Here is a 12118-nt window from a genome sequence, read left to right as displayed (position 1 = left end):
TGTAATTTCAAAAGAAGAAGGAGACTGCCGGTCACATCTTGGTAGTCTCCGTTTGTTTTAGGATAAGATATATAAAAATGATAATCACAATTTCCGCCTGATTTCATATGCCAACATGCCTGGGTGTATGTTTTGTGGCTTGTTCTTTTGAAATATCTTTGCCAAGATACTGCTCAACATTGTTGAGTTTCTGCTGCATATTTTGGGCTTCTTTTTCTGCAGATTTGTATGTCTTTTCAAGAATTGTTTTTCGAGTCAGCATGGTTTCATAATCGGCACGTATCTCTGACGGCTTGACAGATTTTGAGTCAAGTCCCATCTTTTGAAGCATTCTTTCAGCACCGTCATATAGAATCCATTTATGACGTAGATATAAAGAACAATGCAATATTGCCGATAATAATATTGATGGAACAGCCGGATATCAATGGATTGATTTAGCCAGTGATATTCGGCTTTTGTTATCTGTATGGAGGTACTTAATGATTATTCATGCCAATACTATTAATTACACCGGCTCTTACGCAGTATTAAGAAAAGCAGATCGCCAAAGTGATTTTCCCTATTCAGTTAAAGTTAACGGTTATGGTAGTTCAGCAAACAGAAATAGCCTCTTTTCCTTTGCATCAGTTTCCATTACAGAGCACATGGTTACAGATAAATATGGAACCGATATAATAAATGGTCCAAGAACCCATGCAAGGACTGCTGGATATAAAGCTGAGTCGGAGTTTAATGATTTAAGCCAAGAGACTATAGATAGTGTAAAATTGCCGGATTCTTTTGAAATACTTAAAGATCAGGGCGGCTACTACTATCATGGAAGGCATGTTTCTGATTATGAACTGATACAAACAGCTGTAGCGTCTGGAAAAATGGAGATGCCACAAGATACAAGAAACCCTGGAGCATATGCACACAAAGCATTTGAGGTACTGGTACAGCAAGAAGCAAAACCGAAATATCCAGGATCATCAACGCTTTACTCAGAGGACGGAAAATATACATTCACTGAAGTAAATGGTCAGTTACGAATGAACCTTATCCAGGATGCTCAAGTTGGGGCATCGCTTGAAGATATCTCAAACTGGATAATGTCCGGGACGCCTAATCGCAATATTGAAACCCGTTATCTTGACTATTTACGAAGAGTTGACCCTGATTTATATAATAAGGCTCAACAGATTGGTGCGGAGGTCAGAAATAACGGATTGCTTGAGGATCTTCATGTACAAGGTATTCTCAGTGATAGGCAGAGCCATTATGATATGGGGCTTTTAGGAATGATGTTCGGAAAAGATTCTGATTGCATGAGGGATATTCTGTATCAATGTAAAGAGTCCGGCGACTACCAAAAGCTGCTTTATCTCTTTGATCCGGAAGGAGCTCGGTCTTTGCAAGAGCTCCGACAGAAACAGCTAAAAGAAACTGATGGCTCTATAATATAAGATGTATTGAAGGAGTATACTGCATGAGAATAGGGGCTTTAACACAAGAGTACAATGCGCAATACACCAGCACTGTGAATAATACAATCGAAAAGGATAATGCATTTTCTTCAATTTTATTTGACAAAAATGAACAATCTGTAATCGAAGCCGGTATCAGTTCTCAGGAAGTCGAAATTACAGATCAGGATTATGGATTTAATAATGAGAAGCCGACCTTCTACTGGCATGACGGACAGTTTGGATATCAGGCAGAAGTTTATAAGAATGAGGGGACAGATTCTGAGTACACTGTAAAGCTGAGATACGATGATGGACGAACAGAGGAAAGGATTGTCGATGCAGATACAGTCGATGCCTCATCATGCAATATCACAGATCTCTCCGTAAAGTTATATCATTTGCAAAATGAAGGAAAGATAGAAAATGCTGCACCACAGCTGGTTTTGGCACATGTATATATGCGATATCGAACTCCTGATGCTACAGCAACTACTAAGATTGACTTTAAAGGCTGGTATCAGCAGCAATTACAACTTGAGTTAAATAATAATGGCTCACCTAAAAACATTTCAGAGCTGATGAAATTGCTAAATTGGCTGTAAGCAATTTAGTCAATGAAATTTAGAAAAATAAGGCTGAGCCATCTGAAAAGCTCAGCCTTAATATATTTATTCAACAAGCTGTCCATAGAAGAGAAGTTCCGGAGTCTCGCCGTCTGTAAGTATCATGTACTTGAAAGGCTGATCTGCGATGAACTCTTTTACTTCAGGCTCTTCCAGGGCACAGCCTTCTGTCATTATGACTGCTGTAGCAGCGGCAGCTTCGATACCTTTCTCATCGACCTTGATCTTGGTTTTCTGTATAATGTCAGAGACAAAGAGTTGCATCTCGTCGCTCATGAGTGAGAAGTCTGCGTCTTGAGTGAAGGCCTGCTCTGCACCACGGGCTACACAGAAATCGATGAGCTGGTTCTCTGAAAAGGACGTCTCTGATTCAAACTTGGGAAGTTTAACAGCGACTTCTTCAACGGATGCATTGGCTATCTTGCTGGCTACATCGTCTACTTCTCCCAGGATAAACACAGCGTTTATTCCGCCATTCATGGGAAGGACAACAAACTTGCCATTTTCGTCTTCATAATATCTGAATTTGTCCTGCTGGCTCATGAAATCTTTTTTTACAGTTTCACCGGAAAGGGTCTTGAAATCACCTTCCTGCGTGGCAGGCTCAAAGAAGTCATTGACCCATGATGTGCGGAGGTACAAAGTGTTTACCAGGATAAGATCTGCATAGGACAGGTCGTTGCTGATGGATGGGATAAGACCATTAGTATTATCGTTGATCCAACTGTTTACTGTATCTGTGATCTTTTTTTCAGAGACATTCTCAGCGGTTGCACCAAAGGTTTCTTTCACATATTCTATGTACTTTTTGGAAAGCTCGCCGCTGGACTTCGTGTTTCTCCAGATGGAGTTTTCCAGGTCAAAAGCACCATCCGGAGCCTGGGCATCACCGCCGTAGTAATCCCGGTATTCATTAAATTCATCCTGGGCAGTCTTTAACCATTCATTATAGGAATCCACTGAGGCGGTTACACCTTCGTACCATGAAATCAGTTCATCCATGGAGTTAAATCCCATTGCCTTCAGAAGCTCATTTTTGGTCTCGTTATCAGCGCCTGCAACAGCAAGTGCCAGAGCTGCTCTGAACGAGGTGGGTGATATCATGTAGTTCTTGTCAGAAAAGCCGTATTTTTCAATAAAATCTATGAGTGAGCTGTTAAAATCCATGTTGATATCCACTTCTGGTATTTCTGAAATAGGGGTGTTTGTGGCATCGGTAGTGTTTTCGTCAGAAACAGAGATTTCGTCTTTCTGAGAAGTGACCTGCGTACTGCCCTGTGTTTCAGTATAGCCACAGCCTGAAATGATACAGGTAACTACTAATATTGACAGTATAGCTGATATTATTCTCTTTTTCATAATGTCCTCCATTGTTATTACTGCTTTAAGAATATTCTCCAGATTCCCTCATTTGGATCGATGCGTACAACTATGGCATCATCATTAAGTACAAAGAATTTTGTCTCTGATGACCTGTCAAAGTTCTGCTGGCCATTTTCTGAAGGTTCGCCATCAGTGTATGATGAAACCTGAAGTAAGCCATTTTCTAAGATTTCGCCGATAAATTCTTCACCCGAATCTTTATAGACTGCCCCATCGTACATGACCATTGCCGGATAGTCGGAATCAGCAGACTCAGTTGCTAAGGATTCTTCTGTAGCGACTTCCTCGCTTCCCTCTGTGACCTCAATGCCATCTGTTTCTTCGGATGCTTTAGTAGTTCCTTCTGTAAGCATAGGAGAACCCTCGGATACATCTGGAACTTCTCCTTCGATTCCTTCCGGTATGGCGCCATCAATTGTTACTTCTTCCGTTTCATCCATAGATTCATAGGCTGGTGCCACATGATTGTTTCTGATTACTATTCCAGCTACAACCAGGAGTAAAAGACCTGCAGCTGCAAGATAGTAACTACGAAAACGTGCTATTTTACTATTCTTTGAAACTGCTTTGTCAGCGTTTTTTATGTACTTGGGATTAATGCCGCCGATGGCATCTAATAGATCATGTTCGTTCATACAGTGAATCCTCCGTCTGCGAGATGCTTCTTAAGTTTTTCCCTCATCCTGAAAAGCGTGGTCTTTACTTTACTCTGGGGAAGAGAGTATTTTGCACATATCTCAGTTACGGAATCAAAGTACCAGTATCTTCTGACAAAAATGTTCCGCTGTTCCTCAGAGCATGAGTCAAGGAAACGGTTTATGCACTCAGAAAGCTCTTTTGCATCAAACTCCTGTGAAACATCAACGCTTCCCGGGATACACTCCTGCATCTCGTCAGTAAGCTCGCAGTACATGGCAGATCTCTTTTGCCTGTTCTCATGACGAAGCCTGTCTATGGCTAGATGCCTGACAATCTTTCCGACAAATGAAAAAAGATACGTCCTTGGCTCGTTGGGCGGTATCAGATTCCAGGTCTGGAGGTATGCATCGTTTTCGCATTCCTTGGAAGTTTCTGCATCTGATAGTACGTTCTGGGCTATTCTTTTAAGTTTGGTTCCGTATTTCTGAGATGTCTGCGTTATAGCTGATTCATCTCTTGATAAGTAGAGCTCTACAATCTGTGAGTCATCCATGAAGATGATCCTCTCTTTCTTTTTAAGGCCTTCACTCTATATAGCGACATTAATGATAGCATGGTTACACATTTGGGAAAAATATTTCAAAAAAATTCGTTGAAGAGATAAGCAGAATGATTGACATATATCGAACAACGATATAGTATATAGATAAGCAATATATAGACAATCTATATAAAGGAGGACATCATGGCAGTTGATAAGTCACTTTTGACTGGAAGTATGACAATGCTAGTTTTAAAGCTCTTGTCTGAGAAGGATATGTACGGATATGAGATGATTGATACTCTCAGAAAGAAGTCACAGAATGTATTTGAGCTAAAGGCAGGTACTCTTTATCCACTTCTTCATGGCCTGGAAGAAAAGGGTATGCTTACTGTTTATGAGCAGGAGTTTTTGGGGAAAACAAGAAAGTATTACAGCATTACAAAAGAGGGAAAGAAACTTCTCAAGAGCAAAACAGAGGAATGGAATGAATATTCAGGTGCTATAGCAAATGTTCTAGCATTGGAGGTGTGAAATGGAGGAGTATATCAGAAAGCTTCTTGAGCAGGTAAGATTTAAGAAGGCTCACAAAAGCATTGAAGGGGAAATCCGTTCTCATATTGAGGATCAGATCAATGACAATATGAGTGAAGGAATGGACAGGGAAGAAGCCGAAAAAGCAGCCGTAGCCGATATGGGAGATCCAGTTGAAGTTGGAATTTCAATGGACAGGATACACAGACCAAGGATTGCCTGGAGCGTAGTTGCAATTGCTGTTCTTATAGGAATAGCAAGCAGTGTGGTTCACGAACTCATGGTTTTAGATGCCTCCGCACATGATGCAAGTATAAGCGTCATTGGAAGCCATGTTTTTTATACAAATGTCCTGGCAGGATTGATTGCAATGATCATTATATATATGATCGACTATACTGTTATTGCTAAGTATGCTAAACCTATAGCACTGGCAATGCTTGCGATTTTACTCCTTGGAAGTCTGGGATTAACAATCAATGGGATGCATATGTACCTGACATTGGGACCAGTGCGATTCCTTACGTCAGCATTTATGCTTTTATATGTCCCACTTTATGGAGCAATTGTTTACAAATATCGTGGAGGCAGCGCAAGAGCCTTTTTTAAGGCACTTATCTGGATGATTATTCCGGCAGTATTTGTATTAAAGTGGCCACGATTTATGACGGCATTGGTACTTGTAATGACTATGGCAGTTCAGCTATCAATAGCTGTTGCCAAAGGATGGTTTAAAGTTCCTAAGAAAATTACGATTGCCGCGCTATGGGCTTCGATCACTGTGCTCCCATTAGCCATACTTGCATTGCTCTACAGAACAGGCTCTCTGGCAAATTATCAGATGGAGAGGATCAGAGCGTTTCTTTATCTTGATAATGATGCAGCATTTTTAACACGAACTGTACGCTCGTTTAATGAAGTTAACATGGTGGGGGATTCTGGAAAAGAGCTTTTGGGTGCGCTGCCAAATCCTAACAGTGACTTTCTTCTTCTTTATCTGGCTAACAAATATGGTCTTGTCATCGTGTTAGTTGTAGTTGCTGCTGTGGCAGCAATGATTGTAACCGGATGTATAGCATCAGCAAAAAGCAAAAATCAGCTAGGACTTGTAATGGGAGTTGGATGTATGAATGTCCTACTTGCAAATCTGATCATAAATGTGTTCCAGAATATGGGAGTGGTCCCATATGCAGATTCGTTTATGCCGTTCTTTTCAGCTGGCGGAAGCAATGTTGTTTTGGCATATATCTTTTTGGGCATCATACTCAGTATATACAAGTATAAGGACGCATATCCGCAGCATATGGATATAGGCATACGCGGAATATTAAAGCTCGGAAATATTGAAATCATGAAAAATTGAGAATTCTTAAAGGGCATTCCTTAAGCGGAGTGCTCTTTTTTTGTAAATAAAAGAATTAGTGTCCAATTTTGAACTTATAAATCGTATTATAAGTAGAAGGCCTTCTAAAAGGAACAGAAAGCGAGATTACTCACACATGGATGAACAGGAAGTCAGGCGAGTTGTAAAGGATTATTCTGACATGATCAAAAGAATCAGTTACAACTACCTTCAGCACACTTACGACTGCGACGATATCTGCCAGACTGTTTTCTTAAAGTTTTTAACCGGTAATATTTCATTTGAAAGCAGAGAACATGAAAAGGCATGGATGGTCAGAACAACAATAAATGCCTGTCATGATCTGAAGAAAAGTGCTTTTTTCAGGAAAACCGTAGCATTGGATGAAGTCACTGAGAAGGAAGCACCACAGACTAAAAACTCCGAGATACTTGACGAGATATGGAAGCTCCCACGTAATTACAGAACTGCCATCTATCTGTATTATTATGAGGGATATAACACGGAAGAAATTGCAGATATCATGGACAAAAGAAAAACAGCAGTTTCAAAATATCTCTCAAGGGGCAGAAGAATTCTAAAAGATACATTGTCAGATGAATATGCACCCAGATATAAGGCAGGTGAATGATATGGGAAATGAAAGAATAGAGATCTATAAAGAATCCATGAAGAGTATCAAATTTTCTGATTATGAAAAGGAGCACATGGTCCACCAGATAATGAACGGTGGAGCCACAGATGGAGGTCGTATGAAAGGAAAACTTGATATTAAAAAGCTTGGAATAACCATTGCAGCATGTTTGACACTATTTAGCGTTACTGCCCTTGCGGCAGGAGAAGCAGCAGGCATTGTCAGTTGGAACAGGATAGATACCAGAACAAGAAATTTTGAGGATTTGCCCAAGATTGAAGAAAAGGCCGGCATGGATATCACTGCTGTTGAAGCATTCAGTAATGGGTACACATTTGAGTATATGGAAGTCAGTGAGGCAAAAACACAGGATGCAGATGGCAATGATCTTAGAAACTTTAAAGGAATTGACTTGACTTATACAAAAGAGGGATGTCCTGATATTTATATTGATATGGATCAGGCAGATATGTACGGTGATCCTCATGATAGGGATACGGCTGTTAGGGAAATTGACGGTATAACAGTTCACTATAACTATGATGAGTATTTAAACCTTCCAGATGGTGAAAGACCTACAGAAGAGGAACTTCAGAGAGCAGAAACGGATAAACATTTCTATATTAGCGATGGTGGAAGTGATCCTCGATATACCTCTTATGTTAGTGCAGCGTCCTTTGAGATAGATGGTATAATATACTGCATTTTGGGTTTTGACCTTGATATGACAGCAGATGAGCTTTTTGATATGGCAGAAGAAATCATCAACGCAAGATAAAATTTTAATATAACAGATATAAAATGGACAATGCAAAACGCAACGCACATTTTCATAATTCAGAATTAATGGCATTCCTTCGGGGGTGCCTATTTTTTATAAGAATTTTTAATCAAAATGGAGCTATTTTACGTTTTAATATATAGAGTGATTACTTAGGAGCAGAAGAAACCATGGTAGATGAGCTTTTGATAAAACGCATACGGGCAGGAGATGAGGATGCTTCGGAGATATTGGTGCGAAAGTACTACCTTCAGATCATGCGTTTTTGTAGGTGGCAATGTGGCAACACAGACCTGGCAGAAGATTTGGCGCAGGAGACATTCCTTAAGGCATTTAAGAGTCTCAACCAATACAGGAAGAAAGGTCACTTCAAAGCCTGGCTATATTCAGTAGCAAAAAGTGTATGCATTGATGAATTTCGAAAAAGAAGGATTGAATCAGAAACCGCCTGTGATATTTATGAGCTTGGCAGTGATTCCTTGGAAATAAAGAGGCTTGAAGATGATGATGAGATCAGACATATGATGGCAAATCTTCCTGAAGATCAGAAAGAAGCACTGCTTTTGCACTATATTGAAGGCTTCTCTTACAGGCAGATGGGAGAAATCCTGAATATTCCGTATAGAACGGCGCAAAGCAGAGTAAATCTGGCAATCAAAACACTTCGTGAGAAAGGGAAAATATGATGAAATCAATAATACTGAAGAATTACCTTAACTCATATAAGTATATAGAGAATCCTAAAAAAATAGAGGAAACCGTGGCTGAGTGCAGGAGGATTACGGAAGAAAGGGCTGTTCTTAACAGAAAAAGGAGTAATTATCTGGAATTTTTGTCAGAAGTCTTTCGGATGAACGGGCTAATGATATTGCTGGGGCAGATGGCAACTCTTGTCATGATCTGTCTGTTCATACAGTTTATAAATGATTATCCGAGGCTTATACCTGTATGCATCCCATTATTTATCCTTGTGGCACTGCCTGCTTTATTTGAAGCAGAGATTAGCAAAATGAGCGAGATAGAACTGGCAACAAGGAATTCATGTGCCCAGCTGCTTCTTGCACGACTGGTAATCATCGGAGCATCAGATATCATCTGCTTTACGTTGCTCTTAATCGTAGAATTGTACTGCTTCCATACAGGGCAGGGGATACTGAATCTGATATTGTATGTGTTTGTGCCATATATGGCGTGTGTGACCATGATTTTAAGACTGATACGTTCTGGCAGAAGAAGGCTTAGGAATTCAGCCGGTACTGCTGTTTTGACAAGCATCATTTTTGGAATGGTGGCATTGGTTATACCGGGGCTATATAAGGCATCTTCAGTAGGTATTTGGCTGATCTGCTTTATTATATTTGGAAGCTTTTTTATTCGTGAAATGGGGTATCTTATCTCATTGGCTAAGGAGGGAAAGACCTATGGTTTTGTCGATTGACCGTCTGACAAAGACATTTGGTAGCAAAATTGCTGTTGATCATCTGAATACCGAAATGCAGCCTGGAGTATATGGATTATTGGGGGCAAATGGAGCAGGAAAAACTACATTAATGAGGATGATCTGCGGAATATTGGAACCTACGAGCGGAGAAGTCCTGCTGGATGGACAGAATATTTTTGAAATGGGAGCAGATTACCGTGATCTATTGGGGTATCTCCCCCAGGCTTTTGGATACTATCCTAATTATTCAGCAACTGATTACCTGTATTATATTGCCGCATTAAAAGGAATTCCGAAAATAAGTGCAAAAGCCAAAATCAAGAAGCTATTGAAGATAGTAGGACTTTTGGATGTGTCTAATAAAAAGATTCGTACTTATTCGGGTGGAATGAAGCAGAGACTTGGAATTGCCCAGGCTCTTCTAAATGATCCCGCAATTCTTATACTGGATGAGCCTACTGCCGGGCTGGATCCAAAAGAAAGAGTCAGATTCCGGAATCTGCTGTCATCTCTGGCTGAAGACCGTATTGTGCTTTTGTCCACTCATATAGTTTCTGATGTTGAATCGATAGCTGACTGGGTGTTTGTAATGAAGCAGGGAAGAATTATCGCTCAGGGTTGCATAAGAGATCTTGTGGAGGACGTACAGGGTCATGTCTTTGAAATGGCTGTAAAACCTTCGGATGTGGGCAGGTGGGAAACTGCGACAACTGTGGCTAACTTAAGGAGAGAAGATAACAGGACTATCTTGAGGATAATCAGTGAAGATATGCCTTCAGATAAGGCTGTTCCGGTCCCGGCTACTCTGGAAGACTTGTATTTATACCATTTCCCAACGGAAAGGAGTGAGTGAAAATGGAACTTTTCCTGGCAGAACACAAGAAGCTGTGGAGCAGAAAAAATGTTAGGGTAAGCGTGTTTATATGCTTTGTCTATATGGTTGTCTTCGCAGGAATACTCCAGTTTCAATGGTTTACCTTTGGAAGCAGAAATGATTTCACAAGTGTCTTTGGTAACAATTTCGATGGCTATGATGTAATAAGGGAGCGACAGGGATACTCAGAAAAGTATGGGCATCTTCTAACGGATGACACGCTTGCAGAGATGGTATCCGACTATCAGTATGCAAATGAGTATGGAACAGTTTCAGATACAAGAAAAATGGACTGGAGCGTAATATCGACCTGGCTGGAAACTCTTTATCCTGAACAGAAAAAACCTTCTTTATATAAGTATGCAAGTCAATTGATGCTTGACTACGTGGATACAGAGAAACTTACAGATATATATGGACGTAGGCAGGAAGCTATTGAAACATTTATGGAAGCATCCGGAATTACCGGGGAAAAAAGAAGATATCTTCTGTCCTTAAATGATAAGGTTAAGATACCGTTTTCATATGTGTGGACAGAAGGATGGAGGACAGTCCTTGGTGATTCTCTTCCCGAATATGGGCTGATGATTGCAATTGTCCTTATGATCAGCCTTGCGCCTTTGTTTTCCGGAGAGTGGCGTGACAGGACAGGTGAAATGATCCTAACCATGAAACATGGCTGGGAAAAGGATGCGGTTGCGAAGTTTTTTGTAGGATTTGTATTTACACTTGAAATATTCCTGCTTATCGCCATACCAAGTATCATCGTACAGATAACCTACATGGGGATATCCGGATGGGATGAACCGATACAGTGTATAAAAATGATAGCCATAGCCCCTATGAATATGATGCAGGCTGAAATATATGAATATATACATGCTCTTAGCGGGGCTCTTGGCTTTGCGGGAATCATGATGCTGATCTCGGCATCATCAAAGAATGAGCTGTTATCACTTGTTGGCGGCTTTGCATTTCTGTTTGGTCCTTTGATGATCTCCGAGTATCTGCCATATACAATACAGCTCTTGATAAGTCTTCTACCAATAGCTGGAAGTGCATCTGATATTTTCAGGATGGACACACTTAATATCTTTGGAAAAATAGTATGGATGCCATATGCTGAACTGCTGACACCAATTATTATTATGGTGGTTTGTATTCCTGCTACTGTTAAACGATGGATAAAGATGAAAAATGGATGACCAGGACCACAAAGTCTACAGAAAGGCTCCTAGAGCGTGCCGGTATATTTGTAGGTGCTGATAATAAGCTGGAACTAGATGAGGATGCTCTTAAAAAGGCTGATATCAGCACATTGAAGAGTATATTTACAGGATAGATGAATGAGTGGTTGTGGATTACCACTATTTAATAAAATTTTTATATTTTTTAAAGCGAAGCACTATCAGGGTTGACACTCTAAGAACCGATATAAAAAGTGAAAGCTGTAACTATGCTCTTTTTTGACAACACAGGGAGGTGTTTCATGAAGATACAGCAGAACATGGATGTGCAGAATAGCTTTATTCAGGATCAGACCGGCGTAAATTCTGCGTCTAAATCACATACTAATAACAAAAACAGAGGGGCGATATCAGGTGCAAATCTCACAGGAGATAGCCTGATAGCTCAACGACAGGGCCTTGCAAAAAAGCAGGCTCTTAAAGTCGTGTCCGATGCTTTTGGCGGAGAAAAGAAACTGGATGCCCAGATGCAGGGAATAAAAGATGAGATAAAGCGCCTGCAGGATGAGATCAATGAGAAGAGTGCTGATACAAGAGAAAATGATGCCAAGCTAAAAGAGCTCCAGGAAGAATATGGTATTGATCCGGACAGCAAAGAGCACAAAGA

The 12118-nt window shown here is 40.4% G+C and carries 16 protein-coding genes; 12 read left to right on the top strand and 4 right to left on the bottom strand.

The genetic code is table 11. The annotated features are described in order from the left end of the window. Positions 1 to 103: 103 nt before the first annotated feature. Positions 104 to 319 (bottom strand): hypothetical protein, encoded by a 216-nt coding sequence (locus BM146_RS18150; RefSeq protein ID WP_177201739.1) that lies wholly within the window; start codon positions 317 to 319, stop codon positions 104 to 106. Between the two features lie 163 nt (positions 320 to 482). Here BM146_RS18150 and BM146_RS18145 point away from each other — a divergent pair, with 163 nt between their 5' ends. Together BM146_RS18145 and BM146_RS18140 are read left to right on the top strand one after the other, a co-directional pair. After that, on the top strand, positions 483 to 1448 hold the full coding sequence (locus BM146_RS18145; protein ID WP_242949443.1) for a hypothetical protein: 966 nt from the start codon (positions 483 to 485) through the stop codon (positions 1446 to 1448). A 23-nt stretch (positions 1449 to 1471) separates the two neighbouring features. After that, on the top strand, positions 1472 to 2053 hold the full coding sequence (locus BM146_RS18140) for a hypothetical protein (RefSeq protein WP_074892004.1): 582 nt from the start codon (positions 1472 to 1474) through the stop codon (positions 2051 to 2053). 66 nt (positions 2054 to 2119) lie between these two features. Here the strand turns inward: BM146_RS18140 and BM146_RS18135 are convergent, their stop codons facing one another. Genes BM146_RS18135 through BM146_RS18125 form a run of 3 tightly spaced genes read right to left on the bottom strand, consistent with a single transcriptional unit; the run spans position 2120 to position 4649 of the window. Beyond that, entirely contained in the window at positions 2120 to 3433 is a 1314-nt protein-coding gene (locus tag BM146_RS18135; protein WP_074892002.1) for a serpin family protein, read from the bottom strand. 17 nt (positions 3434 to 3450) lie between these two features. After that, the gene (locus BM146_RS18130) at positions 3451 to 4092 is read right to left on the bottom strand and encodes a hypothetical protein (protein ID WP_074892000.1); all 642 of its coding nucleotides are present in this window, start codon (positions 4090 to 4092) and stop codon (positions 3451 to 3453) included. Next, positions 4089 to 4649, bottom strand: coding sequence for an RNA polymerase sigma factor (locus BM146_RS18125; RefSeq protein WP_074891998.1), 561 nt, complete (start codon positions 4647 to 4649; stop codon positions 4089 to 4091). The genes BM146_RS18130 and BM146_RS18125 overlap by 4 nt, the downstream gene beginning before the upstream one ends. Positions 4650 to 4841: 192 nt before the next feature. Here BM146_RS18125 and BM146_RS18120 point away from each other — a divergent pair, with 192 nt between their 5' ends. The 10 genes from BM146_RS18120 to BM146_RS18080 all read left to right on the top strand — a co-directional run. Beyond that, positions 4842 to 5171 (top strand): PadR family transcriptional regulator, encoded by a 330-nt coding sequence (locus BM146_RS18120; RefSeq protein WP_074891996.1) that lies wholly within the window; start codon positions 4842 to 4844, stop codon positions 5169 to 5171. Position 5172: 1 nt separating this feature from the next. Then, on the top strand, positions 5173 to 6534 hold the full coding sequence (locus BM146_RS18115; protein ID WP_074891993.1) for an FtsW/RodA/SpoVE family cell cycle protein: 1362 nt from the start codon (positions 5173 to 5175) through the stop codon (positions 6532 to 6534). A 136-nt stretch (positions 6535 to 6670) separates the two neighbouring features. Beyond that, a complete protein-coding gene (locus tag BM146_RS18110) occupies positions 6671 to 7165 on the top strand; it encodes an RNA polymerase sigma factor (protein ID WP_074891991.1) in 495 nt (164 codons plus the stop codon). A 1-nt stretch (position 7166) separates the two neighbouring features. Next, a complete protein-coding gene (locus BM146_RS18105; RefSeq protein ID WP_074891989.1) occupies positions 7167 to 7946 on the top strand; it encodes a hypothetical protein in 780 nt (259 codons plus the stop codon). A 173-nt stretch (positions 7947 to 8119) separates the two neighbouring features. After that, positions 8120 to 8635 carry an RNA polymerase sigma factor gene (locus BM146_RS18100; RefSeq protein ID WP_074891987.1) on the top strand — a complete coding sequence of 172 codons (516 nt, stop codon included), beginning with the start codon at positions 8120 to 8122 and terminating at the stop codon, positions 8633 to 8635. Continuing rightward, positions 8632 to 9387, top strand: coding sequence for a hypothetical protein (locus tag BM146_RS18095; protein ID WP_143087540.1), 756 nt, complete (start codon positions 8632 to 8634; stop codon positions 9385 to 9387). The genes BM146_RS18100 and BM146_RS18095 overlap by 4 nt, the downstream gene beginning before the upstream one ends. Further along, positions 9371 to 10243 carry an ABC transporter ATP-binding protein gene (locus BM146_RS18090; RefSeq protein ID WP_074891983.1) on the top strand — a complete coding sequence of 291 codons (873 nt, stop codon included), beginning with the start codon at positions 9371 to 9373 and terminating at the stop codon, positions 10241 to 10243. Before BM146_RS18095 ends, BM146_RS18090 begins: the two co-directional genes overlap by 17 nt. Positions 10244 to 10245: 2 nt before the next feature. After that, the gene (locus BM146_RS18085) at positions 10246 to 11469 is read left to right on the top strand and encodes an ABC transporter permease (protein ID WP_074891981.1); all 1224 of its coding nucleotides are present in this window, start codon (positions 10246 to 10248) and stop codon (positions 11467 to 11469) included. Beyond that, positions 11445 to 11606, top strand: a complete 162-nt coding sequence (locus tag BM146_RS19720) for a hypothetical protein (RefSeq protein ID WP_177201738.1) — start codon at positions 11445 to 11447, stop codon at positions 11604 to 11606. The genes BM146_RS18085 and BM146_RS19720 overlap by 25 nt, the downstream gene beginning before the upstream one ends. A 147-nt stretch (positions 11607 to 11753) precedes the next feature. Further along, positions 11754 to 12118 (top strand): hypothetical protein (locus tag BM146_RS18080; protein ID WP_143087539.1); only part of this gene is annotated, 365 nt, incomplete at its 3' end.

The sequence above is a fragment of the Butyrivibrio proteoclasticus genome (genome assembly GCF_900115735.1).
Lineage (GTDB): Bacteria > Bacillota > Clostridia > Lachnospirales > Lachnospiraceae > Butyrivibrio > Butyrivibrio proteoclasticus_B.
The sequence above is the reverse complement of the archived record's forward strand: the minus strand, read 5'-3'. Positions and strand labels throughout refer to the sequence as shown.

What these genes read in the sequence shown, in the direction of transcription:
- BM146_RS18110 (WP_074891991.1), top strand. Translation starts at nt 6,671, where the DNA reads ATGGATGAACAGGAAGTCAGGCGAGTTGTAAAGGATTATTCTGACATG.
- BM146_RS18140 (WP_074892004.1), top strand. Translation starts at nt 1,472, where the DNA reads ATGAGAATAGGGGCTTTAACACAAGAGTACAATGCGCAATACACCAGC.
- BM146_RS18115 (WP_074891993.1), top strand. Translation starts at nt 5,173, where the DNA reads ATGGAGGAGTATATCAGAAAGCTTCTTGAGCAGGTAAGATTTAAGAAG.
- BM146_RS18120 (WP_074891996.1), top strand. Translation starts at nt 4,842, where the DNA reads ATGGCAGTTGATAAGTCACTTTTGACTGGAAGTATGACAATGCTAGTT.
- BM146_RS18100 (WP_074891987.1), top strand. Translation starts at nt 8,120, where the DNA reads ATGGTAGATGAGCTTTTGATAAAACGCATACGGGCAGGAGATGAGGAT.
- BM146_RS18095 (WP_143087540.1), top strand. Translation starts at nt 8,632, where the DNA reads ATGATGAAATCAATAATACTGAAGAATTACCTTAACTCATATAAGTAT.
- BM146_RS18090 (WP_074891983.1), top strand. Translation starts at nt 9,371, where the DNA reads ATGGTTTTGTCGATTGACCGTCTGACAAAGACATTTGGTAGCAAAATT.
- BM146_RS18135 (WP_074892002.1), bottom strand. Translation starts at nt 3,433, where the DNA reads ATGAAAAAGAGAATAATATCAGCTATACTGTCAATATTAGTAGTTACC.
- BM146_RS18130 (WP_074892000.1), bottom strand. Translation starts at nt 4,092, where the DNA reads ATGAACGAACATGATCTATTAGATGCCATCGGCGGCATTAATCCCAAG.
- BM146_RS18150 (WP_177201739.1), bottom strand. Translation starts at nt 319, where the DNA reads ATGGGACTTGACTCAAAATCTGTCAAGCCGTCAGAGATACGTGCCGAT.
- BM146_RS18105 (WP_074891989.1), top strand. Translation starts at nt 7,167, where the DNA reads ATGGGAAATGAAAGAATAGAGATCTATAAAGAATCCATGAAGAGTATC.
- BM146_RS18145 (WP_242949443.1), top strand. Translation starts at nt 483, where the DNA reads ATGATTATTCATGCCAATACTATTAATTACACCGGCTCTTACGCAGTA.
- BM146_RS18085 (WP_074891981.1), top strand. Translation starts at nt 10,246, where the DNA reads ATGGAACTTTTCCTGGCAGAACACAAGAAGCTGTGGAGCAGAAAAAAT.
- BM146_RS19720 (WP_177201738.1), top strand. Translation starts at nt 11,445, where the DNA reads ATGGATAAAGATGAAAAATGGATGACCAGGACCACAAAGTCTACAGAA.
- BM146_RS18125 (WP_074891998.1), bottom strand. Translation starts at nt 4,649, where the DNA reads ATGGATGACTCACAGATTGTAGAGCTCTACTTATCAAGAGATGAATCA.